Below are 21,107 nucleotides of genomic sequence, written 5' to 3' on the forward strand. Positions count from 1 at the left end.
CTATTGTATTGAAGGGTTGGTTTTAATAAAGCTTTCACTGTCTACCAGATAGTAGGCATTCGATGCCACTTGCCAGTCGCTGATATTAGTTGTTACCTGTATCATATCTGCGGTTGTTACGCCGGTTTCAATGACTACTGGCACATAGGCACCTTTCGTTTGTCTGAAAACCACCGCCTTGTTGCCTAGTCGCCACACGGCTTTTTTAGGTAGCCACCAGCCGGAAGTATACACCACTGGTATATTCGCTGTCAGCAGTTGACCTACCTGTAGTGCATGGTCTTTCAGATAAACGCGGGCGCGGGTGAAGTTGATGCCGTCTTTGAAAACGGGTTCTATCAAGCTGATGGTACCGGACTGCATGGCGTTTTCATCGCTGTTGGGAAAGAACAATATTTTCTGTCCTGTTTTAATTCTGGCAGCCAGCGGTGAAGGAAAGGCCAGTTCCGCCACCAGTGTTTGCGCCTGGTAGATGGTGAAAAGCGATTGGCCGGCGCTGACATACTGCCCTTCACGCAGTAGTATCGGTGTATTGGTGGTGGCAGCAGGAGCGGGCGTAGGCGCGGCCGCTCCACCACCGCCGCCCATGGCACCCATGCCATCTCCGGCAGGAGCGGCTGCGGGCATGGCGGCTGGCGCTGGTCCGGCGGCAGATTTTTCCAGGATGTAGCCGTCGCTGTTACTGTACACTGGTACGCGGTAGATAATATTTCCGCTCTTTATTACCTGTTCAATTTGCGCAGGCTGCATCCCCAGCAGTTGTAAACGCTGTTTGGCGGCGGTTAGCATCTCCGTTCCATTGCGGGCTACGTATAGTAGTTCCCGTTGTGCCGCTGCCAGATCCGGAGAATATATTTCCATGATCAGTTGCCCTTTTCTCACCGGCTGATAATTATATTTAATCAGCAGCCGTTCTATACGGCCGCCCACTCTGCTGGCTACACTGGTTTGATTGCGGGTATCGTAGGTAACAATACCGTTCACCGTGGAGGCATAGATGCGGGTACCACTTTCAGGACGGATAGCCGGAATAGTGGCTACCACCTGGGCGTTCACGGGTTGCGTAAGACTCGCCACGCTGCTGTCCATCGCCGGTTCGTGATGTGCATCGGCACGGGAAGTCTGTTCCGCTTTACGGTTGCAGGCGGCAAGTCCCAGCAAGAGGAAGCTTCCTGCGAGTATTTTAACGATATAATTGTTTCTCATAATCCACTATCATTTCGTAGAGTTTCAATTTTTCATCCAGTACGTTGGACTGCATCATGGTCAGCGCTTCCCAGGAATCTATCACATTGGAAAGGGCCAGTTTATTTTCCTGATAGTTCAGGAAGTTGGCGTCCAGCGTTTGATGCAGGGCAGGGATGATTTTTTCTTCCATGGCCTTAATGCGCTTTTCCATGGATTGTATTTCGTATTGCATGCCGTACAACATGCCCTGCGTTTCCTGCAGCATAGCGGCTTTTTCTTTTTCCATGGCCTGCACATTGTATTGCATGGCTTTTATTTCCGATTTATACATTTTGGAAGACCAGGGTGCAATGGGGATGCTGATCATGCCCATGGCGCTGAAAGACTTTGGCATGGCCGCGTCCAGGGGATACATGTGATCAAACCGAAGCCTGAAGTCGGGCTTCTTCTCCCGTTTCATACTTTCTATGTTCAGCTGCATGGAGTGGATGCCCTCATTCATTTTAGTGACATCTTTTCTGACAGTAGCCAAAGCAGCGGTATCATAAGAAGCCGCCATTTCAAATTGTGGCTGGTAAGTGGTATCGATATCGAATGCCTGGTTGCCGGGCGCATTCATCAGGCTGTTGAGCCAGGACATTGCCTTGGCGATATTGCCTTCCTGCATGCGGATCATGTTGTGGTTATCTTCGATCTTCGCGTTGGCTTTGAATACGCCACTTAACTGCGACTGGTTATAAGGAAAACGTACTTCTTCAATTTTCTTCATGGTGGCCATGATCTTTTCATTTTCCCTTAGCACTGAAATACGTTGTTTGGCAATGATCCAGTTGAAGTAAAGGCGCTTAGCCTGTGCTTTCAGATCATTCAGCGTAATGTCACGCGTGGCTTTTTCTATATTGCCCTGCGAAGCGATATATTTCTTTTTGGCGCTGAGTTTGGCCGGATTCGGAATGTCCTGTTCCAGTTGCAGCATCAGGCTACCTTTGTCTCTGCCGTCCATGACCATTTGTCCGGGATAGGGCGTCATAAAGGTGCCCACGCCCACCATAGGCGCCATCCAGGCGGTGGCGGCATCTGCGCTGTATTTATAACCTTCCGCCTTCAGGGCGTAGGATTGCAGTAATACGTTGTTGCGATCTACCCGCTGCAGGATACTGTCCAACGGCAGCACCGGCATTTGCTGGGCCATTCCCCGGAAGGGCAGCGCCAATAGCAGCAGGGATAAGTATTTAATGGTGTACCTCATGAATTTCCAATTTTCCATGCTTGCGTAATTCATATTCCTTCGTCATTAAAAAAATCAGCGGTGTTACCAGCAAAATATGCGTGGAAGACGTTAACACGCCGCCAATCATGGGTAATACAATGGGCTTCATCACATCTGTACCTACGCCGGTAGCCCATAACACCGGCACCAGGCCAAAGAGCGATACGCATACAGTCATCAGTTTAGGCCGCAACCTTTTGGCGGCGCCGTATATAACTGCCTTGCGTAAGTCTTCCGGGGTCAGCGTTTCCGCACTATTTCCTTTCTCTTTCACTAACTGTTGCATGGCATCATTCAGGTAAATGATCATCACAATACCCGTTTCCACCGCAATACCAAACAAGGCGATGAAGCCTACAGCCACTGCAACAGAAAGGTTTACGCCCCAGAAATAAATCATGTACGCACCGCCGATGAGGGCAAAGGGCACGGTGATCAGGCTCAGGAAAGCTTCCCGGATGGAGTGAAAAGCAAAATACAGGGAGAAGAAAATGATTACGAGTACTACTGGTGCAATCCACATCAGTGTTTGCTGGCCACGGATCAGGTTTTCGTACTGACCGCTCCATTCCAGGTAGTAGCCTTGCGGTAAAATGCCTTTCGCCTGACTCATTTTGCTGATGGCTTCACTCACCGTGCCACCGAGGTCTCTGCCCCGTACGTTGAAGAGTACAGCGCCACGCAGCATGGCATTGTCGGAAGTGATCATAGGGGGACCGTCTTCAAATTTTACATCAGCCACAGACGACAGGGGTACTTCTCCCATAGCAGCAGACATAATAGGGATACGCTTAATATGCTCTACACTGTTGCGATAATCCTGTGCGAGGCGTACACTGATAGAAAAGCGTTGCCGGCCTTCAATGGTGTTACCTATAGGCGCACCGCCCAGTGCGGTTTCCACGGTTTGATTCACATCATCTACGTTCAGTCCGTAGCGGGCAAGGTCCTGCCGGCGTACATCAATGTTCAGGTATTTACCACCGGTAACCGGCTCTACGTACAGGTCTGCGATACCCGGGGTACCTTCCAGTTCCTTTCTCACCCGTTCAGATACGGATGCAATGGTATCCAGGTTTTGTCCGTATACTTTAACGCCCACGTCTGTACGAATACCCGTAGCCAGCATGTTGATACGGTTGATGATGGGCTGTGTCCAGCCATTCACCACGCCGGGAATCTGCAACTTCGCATCCAGTTCGTTGATGATATCTTTTTTTGTTTTCCCTTCCMGCCATTGGGCTTTGGGCTTCAGCATGATGATGGTTTCAATCATGCTGATGGGGGAGTTGTCGGTGGCCGTGCTGGCGCGTCCTGCTTTCCCCAGTACCTTATCTACTTCCGGCACCGATTTAATGATTTTGTCCTGTACCTGTAGTATCCGTTTTGCTTCTGCATTAGATACATCCGGCAGCGTCACCGGCATGAACAGGATGCTTTGCTCATCCAGTGGTGGCATAAACTCACTACCCAGGCTTTTCAGCAGGGGAATGGTGATCACCAGCGCAATGACGTTGATGGCAATGGTGGTTTTACGCCATTTCAGCACACCTTTGATGACAGGCTCATAAATCCTTTCCAATACCCGGTTTACAGGGTTGGCGTGATCGGGTCTGAACTTGCCCTTCATAAAGAAAGAGATCAGTACAGGCGCCAGCGTAATCACCAGGAAAGCATCCATGATCATAATGAACGTTTTCGTATAGGCGAGTGGGTGAAATAGCTTGCCTTCCTGCCCGGTGAGCATAAACACCGGCAGAAACGAAGTAATGATAATAATGGTAGCGAAGAACACGCCACGGGATACCTGTTTGCTGGATTGTTCGATTATTTTTAGCCTTTCTTCTTCCGTGATCCAGTCAGGTGATTTCTTAAAAATATTTTTCAGCCAATTCATATCTGGTTATTTTTTTGCTGTTCTTCCCATTTAGCATATCGTTCCGACAGGTGTTTGTAGGCATTTTCACTCATGATGATACCATTGTCTACAATTACCCCGATGGCCAGCGCAATGCCGGTGAGCGACATAATATTGGAGGAGATGCCAAAGGCATTCAGCAGGATGAAGCTGGCAGCCAGCGTAATAGGAATCTGTATAATGATGCTGAGCGCGCTGCGCCAGTGGAAGAGGAAAATGATAACGACTACGGATACCACTATCATTTCTTCCATCAGCGTATGTTTGATGGAGTCTACTGATTCGCGGATTAATTCGCCCCGGTCGTACACGATATCGAATTTCACGCCCTGTGGAAAGCCTTTGGCTACTTCCTGCATCTTCGCTTTTACTTTGTCGATCACAGCGGCGGCGTTTTCTCCATATCGCATCACTACGATGCCGCCTACACGTTCTCCTTCTCCGTTCTGATCAAATATGCCCAGGCGGGTTTCTCCGGTCATTTGCACGGCGGCTACATCAGCTACGCGGATGGGAATACTATTCTGCGTTTTTACGGGAATGTTTTCTATTTCGGCGATAGACTTCAGGTATCCGGAGGTTTTGATGATATAACCAATGTCGCTCAGTTCAAATTTGCGTCCGCCGGATTCGTTGTTGTTGGCGCGTATGGCATTGATCACTTCCGCTACAGATAGCCGGTAGTAGAGGAGTTTGTTGGGATCTACCGTGATCTGGTATTGCTTCTGGAAGCCGCCGAAGGACGCTATTTCGCTGACGCCTTCTACATTTTGAAGGGCAAATTTTACGTACCAGTCCTGCAGGGCGCGTTGTTCTCCCAGGTCCATGCCGGGTGCGTCCAGGGTATACCAGAGTACATGTCCCACACCGGTGCCGTCAGGCCCCAGTTGCGGCGTAACGCCGGTGGGCAGGGTGCGGGAGATGGTACTTAATCTTTCCAATACCCGTTCTCTGGCCCAGTAAATATCTACGTTGTCGTTGAAGATGATATAAATGAAGCTCATCCCAAACATGGAACTGCCGCGTACATATTTGATTTTGGGCAATCCCTGTAAATTGGTGACGAGGGGATAGGTAATCTGGTCTTCGATGAGCTGGGGACCGCGTCCCATCCATTCGGTGAATACGATGACCTGATTTTCCGATAAATCGGGGATCGCGTCGATGGGATTCTTTTTTACCGCAAACACGCCCCAGGCGAATAAAGCGGTGGCCATTACCAGTACAATAAACCGGTTGCGCAATGACCATTCAATAATACGATGTACCATAACTGTTCTTTTCTCAGGTGCCGGAATAGGCAGTAACTTTTAGGTAGCGGCATGACAAGGGCCATCGTGCTATGGGCACAGCGTCATGATCTATATTTTTCTAAAGGAATGTAGCAGGAGTTACCGGCGTAAGAAGGCTACGGCATGATAGGGAATATATACACCGGGGGAGGGTGCTCAGATACGATAGGTGCAATTCAATACGTGCATAGGTACTTTGCTGCTTCGTGGCGGCGCATGGGTAACCGGATGCAGGGTGGCCAGGGAAAAGCTGTATGCGGGCGCCGCTTCCATAAAGGATATTGGCGTAATGGTGACTGCCAGTTGCATGGCATGCACCGTATTTTCGACCAGCTTTTGATCTTTCTCCAGCTTCACCGTTTTGTGCTCATCTTTGCAGCATTTTTTGTTGCATTTGTTCAATGCGGGCTTCGTGCATTGCGGGCATTTTTTTACCTCGCTACCTCTCAGCCCTGCATCTATCAGCTTTCCCATGCAATAGTGCATGTGGAAAGTGGCGCCGGTAGAGGTGCCCATGTATAAAACAGCTAATAGGAGCGCGAGGAGCTTTTTCATATGAACAAAGGAAACATCAATTACCGGATTAAGTGTTATATAATTTGGGGAAGATGTTATATTATTTCTGCCCGGCTAATATTGGTACACATATTCCAGGGCTTCATCCCGGTTATTGATAAAGTTTTTAGCATGATAGGTGATGGGGTGGTCCGGTTGCAGCGCGCCTTTCTTACCTTTCCAGACTTCCCAGTATCTGGTGGAATAGCCAATGATCATTTGGGTATTGGGTAGCCGGAATCCCCGGTTTTCTCCAAAGCAATTGATATTACCACTGGTCATTTGTCCGGCTAAAATGGCGTGGGTATTCCGTTTGAAGAATACGGCATTCATCACGGCGGAGGAGAACGTGAGTTTTCCAATCAGTACAAACAAATGCCCTTTTTTATTCAGGTAGCTATGCTGAATGCTGTCGAGGAAAGGATACAATACGCCGGAGTTACCGCCGTCATTAAAGCGCAGGTCTACGATGATTTTATCAGGATGAACGCTGTTAATGGTAGCAAATAGCTGTGTATTGAAGGCCTCAAAGGGTTCCTGTTGATCTTCTGCGCAGGTGACATAGTTGAAGTAGAGCGTTTTAGCCATGGTATCATATTCATACCAGTATTTTTTATTCCCTTTTTTGTAGGGTAACAAGGTTTGATATTGGCTGCAGGTGGCTAATTTTGTGCTACCTTTAGGAACGGAGGTTAGTGTTATATTGAATGTTTCCTGCCTGGCGTTTTGTAAAGTAAAGGTGCCGCTTTGATCCGACGTAAGGATGCCCAGTCCTTTCAGGAATGCCGGATTGTTCAGGAACTTTTGCCGGTAAATTTCGAAGTAGGATTTGTTATCGGTTTTGATGACTTCTTTAAATTTCCGGTTCATGGCCTCTACTGACCAGCCATTAATGGCCACCAGTTTGCAGGCGAGATAACCGGAGTCTTGTGGAAGGATACCGGTAACAAAGATGCCTTCGTCAAATATTTCAAATTTAATAGGTAAGGACAGCTTGAACCTGGGTTCTATCCTGGTATGTTCATCTCCGATAGCGGCGTTTAGTTTGAAGAGCTCAATCATGAAGCCTTCTTCACTCAGCGTATCCAGTTGGGACGCTATCCTCGCTATGCTGTTATCAAATTGCGCCTTGGTGATTTTGCTATAGAGTTTAACATGTTTCGCGGGCAGGGTATCTTTGTAGTACATCAGATCCTGGCGCAGTGCGTCTTTTGTGAGCTGCTGTGCAATGGCATCTTTCGTAATTACAAAAGACAGGAAGGCGATGAAGCAAAAGTTTTTTTTCATGAATACTGTTCTGGAGATTTACCTTAGACTTAAGGTACACAAATTTTATACTTTAAAATGTATTGTCTGTTGTTTTTATTATATAGGGAGATGATACATGAAAAGTTGCTATTAATATTAAAATTAATCAAGAATGAAAAGAACCACTTTATGTATCCTGGCATTGGTCCTGTCATTCACCGCCGGCTTCGCCGTCAATTCCTTTTTTAATCACACCACTAAACAAATTCACATGAAACGGGTAACCGGTATCGGGGGCATTTTCTTCAAATGTAAAGACCCTGAAAAAATGAAGCAATGGTATAACACACATCTGGGCTTTGGCGCTGACCCCTATGGCACAAAATTCGGATGGCGGCAGGAAGCGGATAGTACCAAACAGGGGTACACCTTGTGGAGCGCTTTTCCGGACAAGTCCAAATACTTTGAAAAGGAGTTTATGATTAATTACCGGGTAGAGAATCTGGTGGAGCTGGTAGAAGAATTAAAAAAAGAAGGAGTAACGATTTTAGATAAGATAGATGATTCGGAGTATGGCAAGTTTGTGCATATCCTGGATGTAGAGGGGAATAAAATTGAGTTGTGGGAGCCGAAAGATTAAGTGCAAAAGTAGATAAGTTGTTGTGCCCTCGCTGTACCGCCCCGTTCATTTTCAAACGTCCGGTGTTCATATCCGGACGTCCGGGGGGCGGATGAAATGTGTAAAGCCATTATACTGTGGGAGTTGCGCCTATGGCAGCGTTTTTGTCGTCCTTCCCAAAATTGCCAATTCATGTTAAAGAGTAATACTAAGGTGGCCTGGAGGAATCTCCTGAAAAACAGGACCTTCTCTATAATMAATATCGTAGGGTTATCTACCGGTATGGCAGTAGCTTTATTGATTGGGTTATGGCTGTACGATGAACTGACCTACAATAAGAATCATGCAAATTATGACCGTATTGTGCAGGTAATGCAGCACCAGACTTTTAATGGAGTGGTGGGTTCGCAAACCGCCAATCCTTATTTGCTGGGAGATGAAATACGGGATAAGTACGGCAGTGATTTTAAATATGTGGTGATGTCGTCCTGGACTGATAAGCATGTCCTGGGCCATAATAACGACGCTGTTTCCAGCACTGGCAATTTTTTCGAACCGGACTTCCCGGAAATGTTGACACTTAAAATGCTGAAAGGTACCCGTGCCGGCTTAAAAGATCCGGCTTCCATTCTATTGTCCGCCAGTACAGCGAAAGCTTTGTTTGGCACAGTGGACCCAATCGATCAGTTGGTGAAAATAGATAACCGGCTGGATGTGAAAGTAACGGGTGTATATGAAGATCTGCCTTATAACTCCAATTTCAGGGACCTGGGATTCATGTCGCCCTGGGAGCTATATCTGAGTAGTGAATCCTGGATCAGGCAAATGGAGAATCCCTGGAGATCCAATTTTACTCAAACGTATGCACAGCTGGCAGATAATGCAGACCTGGAAAAGGTATCTGCTAAAATAAAAGATGTAAAGCTTCGTAAGGTGCGGGCGGAAGACGCCGCCTTTAAGCCCGAAGTATTTCTGCATCCTATGAGCAAATGGCATTTGTATTCCGACTGGAAAAATGGGAAGAATGTTGGTGGGGGGATTCAGTTTGTATGGCTGTTTTCCATTATCGGCATCTTCGTGTTGCTGTTGGCTTGCATTAATTTCATGAACCTGAGCACCGCCCGTTCTGAAAAAAGAGCAAAGGAAGTAGGGATAAGGAAAGCGATTGGTTCTGTACGGGGGCAGCTGATTATGCAGTTTTTCAGCGAATCCCTGATGGTAACCCTGATCAGTTTTGTACTGGCGTTATTGCTGGTGCAGTTTGCTTTACCGGTATTTAATACGGTGGCAGGCAAGAAGGTTAGTATTCCGGTATACAGTCCTTTATTCTGGCTGATGGGCTTCGGGGTAACGATCTTAACCGGGTTAATTGCCGGTAGTTATCCTGCATTATACCTTTCCTCTTTCGAACCAATCAAAGTATTGAAAGGCACTTTCCGTGCCGGACGTTATGCTGCCATTCCCCGCAAAGCTTTGGTGGTGATACAGTTCACCGTATCCGTTATTCTTATCATCGGTACGCTGGTGGTATTCCGGCAGATTAAACATGCACAAAACAGGCCCGTTGCCTATAATAGGGAAGGACTCCTATCTATTCCGGTTACAACAGAAAAATTAAAAAATAATTTCAACGTGATCCGTGATGAATTGATGAATGCAGGTGTGGTGGCGAACATGGCCCGTTCGTCCGGTGGTACCATGGATCTGCGTGCTATTAATAATGGCTATACCTGGAAAGGAATGGCGCCAGGTACACAAGGGAATTTCGGCGCCGTGCGGGTTACACCTGATTACGGTAAAACCATTGAATGGGAAGTGATTGCGGGCCGCGACTTTTCCAAAACTTTTGCCACCGATTCTTCGGCTATCATCCTCAATGAAGCCGCGGTGAAGTTTATGGGCTTTAAAAACCCGGTGGGAGAAATCGTGAATGTAGACAATAAGCCATTCCATGTTATAGGCGTAGTGAAAGATATGATCATGGGATCGCCATATAGCCCGGTGTTTCGCACCGTTTTCTCCATGGATACTGACGATGCCTTCACCATTAATGCCAGAATCAGTCCTAATAAGAGCGTACCGGCGGCAATTTCCCAGATAGAAGCCGTCTTTAAAAAATATAATCCCGGGGTTCCTTTCCTTTATGATTTCGTAGATGATGACTATGCCGTAAAGTTCGATGCGGAACGTCGTGTTGCTAAACTATCCAGTTTCTTCGCCGTATTGGCCATTTTTATCAGCTGCCTGGGACTCTTTGGTATGGCTTCTTTTATGGCAGAGCAACGGGTAAAAGAAATTGGCGTCCGCAAAGTATTGGGTGCATCCGTAGTCAATTTATGGGGACTGATGTCAAAAGATTTTGTGATACTGGTATCTATTTCTCTCGTATTGGCGATACCAGTCGCTTACTACTTCATGCATAAGTGGCTGCAAAATTATGATTACCGCACAGAAATATCTGCCTGGATTATTATACTCACGGGTGTAGGCGCATTGCTCATTACATTGCTGACCGTCAGCTATCAGTCTATTAAGGCTGCGATGATGAATCCTGTGAAATCACTGCGGTCGGAATAGTAGTAGGAACCTTAAATTAGAAAGCTATTGAAACGATTGACCATGGCGGATATTAACGCGCTTTTGTCAATCGCTTCAATAGCTTTTTGCTTTACGCTTTGTGCTTTTAGCTTTTTATCATGTTGGTTAATTTTAGCAAAGAAAGGATCAATTTCAGCATATATCCCTACCCGTTATTCCACTACATTCGTAATACAAAATCGAGTCGAGACAATTGCAATAGCAAAGTGTGTCAGCAATCCCGTTTATGAGGGCTTGTATAAGCCATTCCTGTATTTCAACCAAAGCAACCAAAACAATATTGAATCAACTGAATTGAATTTTTAAACCCTGCAGGTCAATAAATATCTCCAATTCTACCAGCTGATTTATCACTCAAATAATAATCTTATGAAGTAGACTTATTCCCTTACAACCCGTATCGCAGGCCTGTTGGTCTGTTTCACGTTTTTGATTTTTGCAGATAGCAGCTGCTATCGCCTGTTACTCTAATGTCCACACTTTAAACCTCTTATATGTTACCATTATCACGACAGATAATAGTGGGATTGCTATGCCTTGCCATTAGCGGGGGAGCCATCTCACAACAACGAAATGCCCCGGCCCCGTTGCCTGACCACTGTTCCTCTTCAAAGGCCATGCAGGAGCTGTATAAAAAGCATCCCGCTTCTCTGCAGGCCGCCCGTGCCCAAGAGAATAGAATTAAAAGTATCGTAGCGCAGATGCGCAGTGCGCGGCTGGCAACGCTGGCCCCTACGCAATACACGATACCCGTTGTGTTTCACGTCAATGATGCCGTGAATCCTTATAAGGTAACGATGGCGCAAATCCGTTCCGCCATCGATATATTGAACCAGGACTACAACTTGTTGAATCCGGACTACAGCCAGATCGATTCCCGTTTCATCGGGCTGGCCGCCAATCTGCATATCACGTTTCGACTGGCTGATATAGATCCGCAAGGGAATCCCACTACCGGCGTTACTTATCATTACAACGACCTCGACGGCCGTTCTCCTGATGGTACCGGAAGTGCCGTCAAAAGCGTTTCTTACTGGCCCGGAGAAAAATACCTGAACATCTGGATTGTGAGTGAGGTAGAACAGAAAGGCGTGTATAATAACTCCGGCTGGACTTACCTGCCAGACGACTGGGTAGCGGCCAACCACCTGGATGGTGTAGTATACAACTGGCGCTATCTCGGTGCGCCGGGAGTAGGTAGTTCCGAAAATGGATACGCCTATATGAAAAGAGTGCTCACCCATGAAGTAGGTCACTTCCTGAACTTACAGCATACCTTTGAAAATGGCTGTAGCGCCCCCGGGGATGAGGTAGATGATACACCACCTACTTTGTCGAACTACGGCGGCTGTAACCTGAATGCCAACTCCTGCGGTCCCGTGGCCAACGTGGAGAACTACATGGATTATTCTTCCTGTACCAAAATGTTTACCACTGGTCAGAGCGACCGGATGATGGCAGCGCTCACCGGTACAGTGGCACAACGCAGCAACTTATGGTCGGCGGCTAATCTGGCAGCTACCTTGTTGCCGGATTCCACTAAAAGAATAGTGCCGGGTTTCACCCTGTTCAATGAAAGTGATGTGAACAACGGGTCAGTACCGTTAACGGATACACTAAAAATGATGGGCAGCGGTCAATTTGCTTTCAGCAGCGGCAGTATGACCCAGGGCACTCATTTTACAGTGCAAAATGTGCCTGCCGGTTTATCAGTGGCTATTCAGGTCATTAACAATACCACGGCACTATTATCTTTCAGCGGACAAGCTACCCAGCATAATGTCAGCAATAGCACGGACAGCATTAAAATTACCTTCCTGAATGCAGCCATCCAGGGTGGCGCTGCTACGCTGTATCGCCCGTATGTTAACCTGGGTATTCATTTCCTGGACCCTTATAAAATCGTGTATAATGATATCCCTGATATTCTGGTGAATAGTACCAGCAACTGGACCTTTTTTAGTTTTAATACGGGAGATGCGGACTTCGGTGGCTGGTTCGATGGCGGCAAACTCCGCCTCGAGGCCTATCAGAAATCGGTGGTGTGTGAAGGTACGTCGCTGAATATTTCGCCGGTGCCTGCGAATACCATGATTGCAGATACCTCTTCTTTTGTGGCAGGAGGCGCCTATCCGAATGAACATAATATCTACAGCACCACCTATGCCAAATGGGGCGGTAAGTCAGCCTATATTGGCGTTAAATTCACCTTGAATGGCAAGGCGCGGTACGGATGGATACGGATCAGCGTTGCCGCCGATGGCAGCAGCTACGTTATCAAAGACTACGCCTGGAACCAGGCGCCCAACACAGGTATCCGCGCCGGTGATGCAGGTAGTCGTACTTTGTCCTGGTCTAAAACCCAGTTCAGGGAAGCATTGGCCAACAACGGTAGTATTGCCGACACCGCCGAAGTAAGCATACTGGGTAATACCTTTGCCATCAGCTCCGGCAACTTTACCAATAATGTACACTATACGGTGAGTAACGTGCCGGCAGGATTGAGCGTACAACTGAAAGCACTGAACAGCACTACAGCCAGTCTGAAGTTCATTGGTAATGCCAGTGCCAACGCCGCCGCCAACAGTGGCGCGGTGAGCATTAATATACTGCCGGCAGCTTTCAGCACCCAGCAGGCCGCCGATAGCAGCCAGAAACAATTACAGATCAACTTCCGTGATCCGTATAAAATTAAGTACGTAGACGTGAATGATACGGTGTATACCATCAATACTACTAACAACTGGTATTATTTCCTGGTAGATAATATTTCGGATGCGGCCTACGGTCTGTGGGCAGACAGCGGCAGATTACGGTTTGAAACCTATAGCAAACCAATGGTGTGCGTAGGAACTACCAAAAACATTGCACTGTTACCTGCCAATACAGTGATTAGCGACACCTCCCATTTTGTGGCTGGTGGCGCCTACCCGGATGAKCATAACCTGACTACTGCTACCTATAGCGCCTGGAAAGGACAAACAGGCTATGCCGGGTTTAACTTTACCACAGGTGGCGAAACATTCTATGGCTGGTTCAGGTTTAAAGTAAATGCTAACGGTACCAGCTATACGCTGATGGACTATGCATATAATACGTTGCCAGGCGGCAGCATCAAAGCAGGACAAATGTCCTCAGCACCGTCAACAGATTCCAGCGTGCATGTCAGCGATTATTGCACCGCCAGCACCGCACTGAATTATAACACCATTACGCGGGTACGCTTTGCCAACCTGGACAACAGTTCCGGATGGGACGGGTACAAGGACTTTACCGCCCAATCGGCTACCGTAGCCGCAGGCGGCAGCTACCAGTTGCAGATAAATCTGAACGTGGAATACTGGCCTGATATTTCAGTGGCCGCATGGATCGATTGGAACGGCGATAAACAACTCAATGATACCACCGAAAAAGTATACGTGAAACGTGGCAGCGGTCCATTCTCCCAAACCATCACAGTACCGGCCAACGCTAAAAGCGGCGCTACGTTGATGCGGGTGAGAATGGGATATGGCAGCGATGTAAAACCTTGCGGTGTTGATGGTTATCAGGGAGAGGTGGAAGATTACACTATTAAGGTCACCGGCGGCATGGCGCTGATGGAGAAAAAACTCCCGGCTACTCCGCGGTTCAGTGCCACCAGTCCATTTACGGATCATATCAATGTCAATTACCAGTCTGTGGTAACTACACCAGTGTTGATACGCATGTATAACTTCAACGGATATATGATAAAAGAAGAGAAAGGAAATGTAGTGAAGGGTGACAATATATTGCAGTTGAATAGTTTGTCGACCTTACCAGCGGGTGTATACATCATTGAGATATACCACAACGGGCTGCGTCATACTACTAAAGCGGTGAAGCAGTAATTGTGATAGCAGAAAGCTGAAAGCAGAAAGCAAAAAGCTATTTTAGCGATTGATAAACGCGAGTATTTAACTACACATTCGCTTTGGGCAATCGCTAAAATAGCTTTTTGCTTTCTGCTTTCAGCTTTCTGCTATTCAGAAAATACAAGATCAATGACCTMATCCAGGTTGGTGGCCGGGGGTAGGGTGCCCCAGCTTAAATGTCGTTGTGAGGAAAGCCGCGCTTCGCAAAAGAGCGGCGCCATCAGGGTGGGGGATATGGCGATCAGTTCAATAGCCTGAATAGCCAACGCCATTTTTTCTACGAGGATGCGTGCGGAGTGTTCAGCCGGATGTACAATGGAAGTACGAAGACTTTCCAGGTGCGCGTCCAGATGATGATCCAGGCCTTTTGCCGCATCGAAGTACTGCATCAATGCCGCAATGCTGGCGGGTTCTTTGTGCATGGCGCGTAAAACATCCAACGCCTGTATATTACCGGAACCTTCCCAGATGGCGTTGACAGGAATATCGCGGTATAGTCTGGGAAGAATGGAAGTTTCCACGTAGCCATTGCCACCAAGACATTCCAGCACTTCGCCCATTGCCAGTACGGCTCTTTTGGTATTCCAGTATTTGCCGATAGCGGTAGCAATGCGGGTAAAGTGCAGGGCGGCTTCATCTGTGCCGGCATCATCGAAACCCTTTGCCAGTCGCATGGCCAGGGTAGTAGCGGCGGCAGATTCCAGGCAGAGATCGGCCAATACATTTTTCATGAGTGGTTGATCGATCAGTTTTTTGCCAAAAGCATTTCTATGCCGGCAATGATGAATGGCTTCTGCCAGGGCGCGTTGCAGGCTGGCGGCAGATCCTATGGCGCAGTCGAGCCGCGTATGCCGTACCATTTCCATGATATTGGGCACGCCTCGTCCGGATTCCCCGATCAGTTGCCCCCAGGCGCCGTGAAACTCCACTTCCGACGAAGCGTTGGAGCGGTTGCCCAGCTTATCTTTCAGCCGTTGGAAATAAAGCGTGTTTTTTGCACCGGTGGGTGTAAACCTGGGCACCAGAAAACAACTGAGTCCTTTATCTGTTTGTGCTAACACCAGGAAGGCATCACTCATGGGCGCACTACAGAACCATTTTCTGCCGGTAATCTGGTAGATGCCATTGCCCTGTGGTACCGCAAACGTCGTGTTGGCACGGACGTCGCTGCCACCTTGTGGTTCGGTCATGGCCATGCCAAAGGTGACGCCGGTTTTGTCAAACCACGGAACCGGTCTGGGATCATATTCGGTGGAAAGTACTTTGGGTAACCACGCAGCGGCGATGTGGCTGTCTATTTGAAGGGAAGGCACTACCGCAAAAGTCATGGTTAAAGGACAGCTGCTGCCTTCATCTATTTGCTGTTTCAGATAAGACAACGTACTATGTGCCAGGTAGGCGCCGTGTTGATGGGCGGTCCATGCAATAGACGGCACGCCTTCGCGGATGGCGGCCCCCATCATCTGATGATAGGCGGGGTGGTATTCTACCAGGTCGATACGATTACCAAAGCGATCATGTGTTTTCAGTACCGGCGTATTTTTATTGGCCAGGTCGCCGGCTTCCTGCATCGCATGGCTCCCCATTAATGCGCCAAAGGTAGTGGCCCGGTCATGTATCCAGCCGCCGCCATATTGCTGCAGGACTTGCTGTAACAGCGGATGGGAGGTATACGCATTGTAGTTTTCAAGAACGGGCGCCTGGTTAAACGAAGTATCGAAATCAAAATCATCGAACGGCATATCACGCGATATTTGATGTACCCTAATTTAAACTATTTGCCACAAAGCCCCATCGGCAGCGGCATAAAAAAAGGCCGCTCCACGGGGGAGCGACCTTACGGGTTGGTTGGCTTATAGGTTATCTTCTTTTGCGATAAATCAGCAGGGTAGTGGCCAGTATCAGCAAGGCCGCCGGCAGTATACCAAAGAAAAGTATCCGCATGGTGAGAATACCTTTGTCATCGCTGTCAATCACATCCTGTGCGGGTTTAACGCCTGTATTCAGGGGGAATTCTCCATTGGTAAACCAGCGGAATAATTCCGTCGTAAAGTAGGGATTCCAGACGGCAGGCTTGCGTCGCGCAATTTCTATGCTGCTCATAAAATCAACATCGCCGGTAACAATAATGCGCTGTGTTTTTTCAGATTGCTTCCTTTCCAATGCCAACGCCAGCGGTTGATTGTTCTTTGATACGAGGAGTGGCGTTGTCTGGAAGTCGGCGCCGGACGTATATTGGAGGTTCACCGCACCAGACATGGACACGATGCCGCTGTCTGCCTGCCATGCACCCAGCGTAGGCGAAACTTTGCCGGCTTCGGGTGAGAAATGTGAGAGGATAAAATCCGGCGTATAGTCGCGGCTTTCTTCCTGTACTGGTGTGTTACCTGCCTGTATGTGCAGAGATTGCAACAAGCCGGATAATACGGTGGCGGATTCCGGTTCTACCATCACCATCAGGTTACCGCCCTGGGCGATATATTGTTGCAGTTGTTTTTCTTCTTCCGGGGAGAAAGGTGTTTGTGGTCCGGCAATGACGAGTATAGAGGTCCGCGCAGAGATGGGCTGTAGCGACAGGTTTACCGTATCTACATCAAAGCCCTGGTTGATCAGTGCACTGCGATAAGAACCTTCTTTTACAAACATTTTCAGCGCAGCATCGCCTGCTTTGGAAATACTTCTTTCGCCGTGACCGCTGAGGAACGTTACCAACGGCATACGGGAAGGCGTTACCAGGTGCTTCAATGCCGCAGTGAATTCCTTTTCACTGGGGTAAATCATCATATCGTTGTAATACCGCAGAAACGTTTGTCCGTCGCCGTATTGGAGTAGCCTTACCAGTTTGTTTTCTTCCGGACGAAGGTCTACAATTTTGTGGATAGCGGCGGGCGGCAGTATTTTTTTGAAATCAAGCTCCTGGATATCGGCTACCTTTTTCGCAATGGCCACATCCGTTTCTCCCGGATAATTTTTATACAAAGTTTTATTATCACCAAAGTCGTAATAGTACACGTAGTTCATTTCCATGCTGGGCAGGAAACGACGATAAGGCGTCATTAACCTTTCATCTGCACTTTTCTTTTCCGGGGCGCCCAGGTAAAAGTTATCATCGAAGATGTTGATGTAGGTGGTAATTTTTAATGGCTTATCCATTTTTTTGATGAGCTCCCTGCTTTGAGGTCCCAGCGTATGTTTGCGGGTAGCGGTCATGTCAACGTAGCCAGTCGCCATTGGGCGGGAACTGATATAGCCAACGAGAAAACAAAACGCTACGAGGCCAACGTATCTGGCTATACGGAAATAACCGGATTTGGCTTCGCGCTGATCCTGTAAGCGCATACAGGTAATGGTCAGGAAGAAGCCAATGACCAGGAAGAAGTAGAGCAGATCTTCCGTGCTGATTAGTCCGGCGATAAACTGTTCTGTTCTGCCGGATATGGACATGAAATAGGTGATGTGTCGCACGGTATCATTACCCTGAAACAGGGTGCCAATAAAGTTCAGGACTGCCAGTACCGCCAGCGTACTGATAGCGGCTACTACCTGGTAGGTAGTCAGGGAAGACATGAATAAACCAATGGCAGCGTAGGCGCAAATCAGCAGATATAGGCCCAGCGCGCCGGAAGCCAGTAGTTGCCAGTCGATATGTTGAATGAAATACGAACCGGAGATGGCATACAGACAAATGATCGTCAGCAGGATAGCGCCATAACCCATCATGGCCATGTATTTCCCCAGAATAATATCTTTTACTTTTATGGGAGATGACAACAGGAGTTTAATAGATCCGCTGTGTGTTTCGCGGCTGATTAATCCCATTGTCAGCAACGGAATATAAAAGTATAATGTGCTTTTGACGCCGGGATAAAAACCTTCTTTGCCGCCAAAAATCATGGCGGTAACGTCGGTGAAATGGTTGCCCATGCGTTGTGCGCGGCCAATCATTTGTATGTAGTAAATATAGTCGATGCCGATTTGTATCGGGAACACAATTAATATGAGCCATGCTACCGGTGAATGAAAGAGGAGGCTCAATTCCTGCCGGGCGATGCGTATGATGATTTTCATGATGGTAAAGCAGGTTTAGTTTTTTTATTGGATAATTGGGCGAAGATGGCGTCCAGTGAACTTTTCTCAAGCGTGATTTCTTTGAGTCGCCATCCATTACGTACACTCATTTCTACGATGCTTTCCGCGATATCTGCTGTTGGGTCAAAGTGCATGCGGATGGTATTGTTGCTGAGAAAGGTCACTTCGTTAATGCCCGGAATCTGTTGCAGTACGGCCTGGGTGGGAGGAGCCATCATGGTGGTAATCAGGCTGTCTGGTTCAATGTAGTTGTTGAACGATTCCATGGTATCTTTGAATACCATTTTGCCACCTTCAATCATAATGATATCCTGGCAGGTAGCCTGTATTTCAGAGAGAATATGGGAAGAAAAAATGACGGCACGGTCGATGGCAATTTCTTTGATGAGTTGCCGTACTTCCAGGATCTGGTTGGGATCGAGGCCATTGGTAGGCTCGTCCAGTACCACTAACATAGGCCGGTGTATGAGGGCTTGTGCAATGCCAACGCGCTGGCGGTAGCCGCCGGACAAATTGCCGATCAGGCGATTGCTGAAATGAGCCACCCCGCATTTTTCCTTTACTTCCGATACGGCGGCTTTAATCCTGCGTTTGTCCACAAACCGCAGATGGGCGCAGTAGGTGAGGTATTCATCTACTGTTTGTTCTAAATACAAAGGGGCATTCTGTGGCAGGAAGCCAATTCTTTTCTTGGCATCTTCCGGGTGGGTGCGCATATCAATGCCTTCAATCAGCACGGTACCTTGTGTTTGACTGAGTACTCCACAAAGAATGTTCATGGTGGTGGACTTGCCGGCGCCATTGGAGCCGAGTAATCCTACAATCCCCTTTTTATTGATTTCAAAGCTGACATCCTGCACCGCCCAGTCTTTGCTGTAGCGGTGAGAAAGTCCTTCAATTTTAACGATGTTTTCTTGCATGGCGGAAAAAGTTAAAGTCAACAGGAAAGTAAGGGTGCCGGTATTTCCGGCACCCTAAAGAATAGGGAAGGACAAAACAGTTATGGGTTTAGTGGCCAGTCCGGGTTAAACACCGTGGCATCCGGCCAGAGCTGACGCAGGTATTGATTGCTGTTAGGCGCCAGTTCATACGTTTTACCTTCTGCTACGTGCGTGATTGTTTTCGCGAAACGTGGGTCTTTGTTCAGGCGTTTCAGGTCAATCACGCGTATGCCGGTAAAGGCCAGTTCCCGTCTTCTTTCTTCCAGTACAAAGCGCAGTACTTTTTCTGCATCGTTGTTGAAATCGGCCGGGGTAAAGGCTTTGTAAGCAGCTGGGGTAATACGGTTTACGCGTAACTTATTGATGTCTGCGAGTGCATCACCCAGGTTGTTGGCGCGGGCATTACATTCAGCACGATTGAGATACATCTCTGGAACGTTCAGGAAGTTGCTGTAGTAATCGCCCCGCAGGTATATTTTTACGTGGTAGCGGTTCATGTAGTTGAAGGGCGGCGCCGGAGGCCATCCATCTGCATAGTATAATACCCAGCGACGGTCGTCATTGCTGAAAAGGGCCGTCAATTCCGGCGAGGCGCAAACATCCATGCCTAAACCAAACGGGCGGAGGAAGTGGCGGGCCACAATCGTTTCTTTATTGAACTGAGCATCGGGGATATCGGTCCATCCGAGTGGCGAGCCTGGTACATTAGGGAAAGGCCCCGGCTTGGTAATCGTGTAGTCGTTCATGTTAGCCAGTTCAGATTGCAGGGATAAGGTTTGGTCTGCATTCTTTTTTGCATTGGCGTAATCTCCCATGAATAGATATGCCCGGCTTAAAGCGGCATAACCACCGGCTTTACAGGATCTGAACTTAGTCAGTTTATGATTCACCGGAAGATCTGGAATAGCCGTATTCAGATCGCTGATTACCTGGTCATATACTTCCTTAACCGTGTTTCTTTTAAATTTAGCGTTGATATCTGCAATCAGCGCGATGGGAATGCCCGGCTGGGTACCAGCAGTAGCAGCATCGTAATGTTGCGCGTACATATTTACCAGCAACAAATGCTCCATGGCGCGTCCGAGCAGGGCTTCTGCCTTTAAGCTCTTTTTAGCCGCTTCCGTTCCCTCGGTGGCGTCTGCAATGTTATTGATCACCGTATTAAAGTAAAAGATTCTTCTATATCCTTCACTCCACTCAAAGTCATTGCTACCCGCTTCAAAGGGAACCGTATTGAAGGTATATATTTTCCGGCCCCATAGCTGCTGTTTGCTAAACAGGTTACCGGGTTCTCCTTCCGGCAGGAAAGCATCATCCGACAACAGGTCCCAGAAGTAATCGTTGTAGTTGACGTTATAGCCAGAATTAAGGAGGCTTTCGTAATCAGCTACCGTAATAGGAATGAATTTATCTTTTGGCTTAATATCCAGGAATTTGTTACAACCGGATAATAGAACCACGCATATTAGTATAGAAAATTGGATGTTCCTCAT

Annotated in this window: 13 protein-coding genes; 3 read left to right on the top strand and 10 right to left on the bottom strand. The window is 47.8% G+C overall.

The window, feature by feature from the left end; translation table 11 throughout:
• The 6 genes from AC1DFM_RS21885 to AC1DFM_RS21910 form a co-directional block, all read right to left on the bottom strand.
• Positions 1-1,206, bottom strand: a complete 1,206-nt coding sequence (locus AC1DFM_RS21885) for a hypothetical protein (protein WP_477078890.1) — start codon at positions 1,204-1,206, stop codon at positions 1-3.
• Complete coding sequence (locus AC1DFM_RS21890) at positions 1,184-2,437, bottom strand: TolC family protein (RefSeq protein ID WP_477078891.1); 1,254 nt, start codon at positions 2,435-2,437, stop codon at positions 1,184-1,186. The genes AC1DFM_RS21885 and AC1DFM_RS21890 overlap by 23 nt, the downstream gene beginning before the upstream one ends.
• A complete protein-coding gene (locus tag AC1DFM_RS21895) occupies positions 2,421-4,355 on the bottom strand; it encodes an efflux RND transporter permease subunit (protein WP_477078892.1) in 1,935 nt (644 codons plus the stop codon). The genes AC1DFM_RS21890 and AC1DFM_RS21895 overlap by 17 nt, the downstream gene beginning before the upstream one ends.
• A complete protein-coding gene (locus AC1DFM_RS21900) occupies positions 4,352-5,647 on the bottom strand; it encodes an efflux RND transporter permease subunit (RefSeq protein WP_477078893.1) in 1,296 nt (431 codons plus the stop codon). The genes AC1DFM_RS21895 and AC1DFM_RS21900 overlap by 4 nt, the downstream gene beginning before the upstream one ends.
• A 177-nt stretch (positions 5,648-5,824) precedes the next feature.
• Positions 5,825-6,223: an HYC_CC_PP family protein gene (locus AC1DFM_RS21905; RefSeq protein ID WP_477078894.1), complete on the bottom strand. Its 399-nt coding sequence runs from the start codon at positions 6,221-6,223 to the stop codon at positions 5,825-5,827.
• 75 nt (positions 6,224-6,298) lie between these two features.
• Complete coding sequence (locus tag AC1DFM_RS21910) at positions 6,299-7,510, bottom strand: S41 family peptidase (protein ID WP_477078895.1); 1,212 nt, start codon at positions 7,508-7,510, stop codon at positions 6,299-6,301.
• A gap of 133 nt (positions 7,511-7,643) precedes the next feature.
• Here AC1DFM_RS21910 and AC1DFM_RS21915 point away from each other — a divergent pair, with 133 nt between their 5' ends.
• From AC1DFM_RS21915 to AC1DFM_RS21925, 3 genes are all read left to right on the top strand, one after another.
• Positions 7,644-8,111, top strand: a complete 468-nt coding sequence (locus tag AC1DFM_RS21915) for a VOC family protein (protein ID WP_477078896.1) — start codon at positions 7,644-7,646, stop codon at positions 8,109-8,111.
• A 171-nt stretch (positions 8,112-8,282) separates the two neighbouring features.
• Positions 8,283-10,667, top strand: coding sequence for an ABC transporter permease (locus tag AC1DFM_RS21920; RefSeq protein ID WP_477078897.1), 2,385 nt, complete (start codon positions 8,283-8,285; stop codon positions 10,665-10,667).
• 515 nt (positions 10,668-11,182) lie between these two features.
• Entirely contained in the window at positions 11,183-14,560 is a 3,378-nt protein-coding gene (locus AC1DFM_RS21925) for a M43 family zinc metalloprotease (protein ID WP_477078898.1), read from the top strand.
• Between the two features lie 131 nt (positions 14,561-14,691).
• On the opposite strand, the gene AC1DFM_RS21930 is transcribed toward AC1DFM_RS21925, so the two are convergent.
• The 4 genes from AC1DFM_RS21930 to AC1DFM_RS21945 form a co-directional block, all read right to left on the bottom strand.
• Positions 14,692-16,326, bottom strand: a complete 1,635-nt coding sequence (locus AC1DFM_RS21930; RefSeq protein ID WP_477078899.1) for an acyl-CoA dehydrogenase family protein — start codon at positions 16,324-16,326, stop codon at positions 14,692-14,694.
• 118 nt (positions 16,327-16,444) lie between these two features.
• Positions 16,445-18,652, bottom strand: a complete 2,208-nt coding sequence (locus AC1DFM_RS21935) for a Gldg family protein (RefSeq protein WP_477078900.1) — start codon at positions 18,650-18,652, stop codon at positions 16,445-16,447.
• Entirely contained in the window at positions 18,649-19,593 is a 945-nt protein-coding gene (locus tag AC1DFM_RS21940; RefSeq protein ID WP_477078901.1) for an ABC transporter ATP-binding protein, read from the bottom strand. Before AC1DFM_RS21940 ends, AC1DFM_RS21935 begins: the two co-directional genes overlap by 4 nt.
• 80 nt (positions 19,594-19,673) lie before the next feature.
• Positions 19,674-21,107 carry a RagB/SusD family nutrient uptake outer membrane protein gene (locus AC1DFM_RS21945; RefSeq protein ID WP_477078902.1) on the bottom strand — a complete coding sequence of 478 codons (1,434 nt, stop codon included), beginning with the start codon at positions 21,105-21,107 and terminating at the stop codon, positions 19,674-19,676.

This window comes from Chitinophaga sp. 05T412 (genome assembly GCF_056396465.1).

What these genes read in the sequence shown, in the direction of transcription:
- AC1DFM_RS21890 (WP_477078891.1), bottom strand. Translation starts at nt 2,437, where the DNA reads ATGAGGTACACCATTAAATACTTATCCCTGCTGCTATTGGCGCTGCCC.
- AC1DFM_RS21935 (WP_477078900.1), bottom strand. Translation starts at nt 18,652, where the DNA reads ATGAAAATCATCATACGCATCGCCCGGCAGGAATTGAGCCTCCTCTTT.
- AC1DFM_RS21940 (WP_477078901.1), bottom strand. Translation starts at nt 19,593, where the DNA reads ATGCAAGAAAACATCGTTAAAATTGAAGGACTTTCTCACCGCTACAGC.
- AC1DFM_RS21910 (WP_477078895.1), bottom strand. Translation starts at nt 7,510, where the DNA reads ATGAAAAAAAACTTTTGCTTCATCGCCTTCCTGTCTTTTGTAATTACG.
- AC1DFM_RS21885 (WP_477078890.1), bottom strand. Translation starts at nt 1,206, where the DNA reads ATGAGAAACAATTATATCGTTAAAATACTCGCAGGAAGCTTCCTCTTG.
- AC1DFM_RS21905 (WP_477078894.1), bottom strand. Translation starts at nt 6,223, where the DNA reads ATGAAAAAGCTCCTCGCGCTCCTATTAGCTGTTTTATACATGGGCACC.
- AC1DFM_RS21900 (WP_477078893.1), bottom strand. Translation starts at nt 5,647, where the DNA reads ATGGTACATCGTATTATTGAATGGTCATTGCGCAACCGGTTTATTGTA.
- AC1DFM_RS21915 (WP_477078896.1), top strand. Translation starts at nt 7,644, where the DNA reads ATGAAAAGAACCACTTTATGTATCCTGGCATTGGTCCTGTCATTCACC.
- AC1DFM_RS21945 (WP_477078902.1), bottom strand. Translation starts at nt 21,107, where the DNA reads ATGAGGAACATCCAATTTTCTATACTAATATGCGTGGTTCTATTATCC.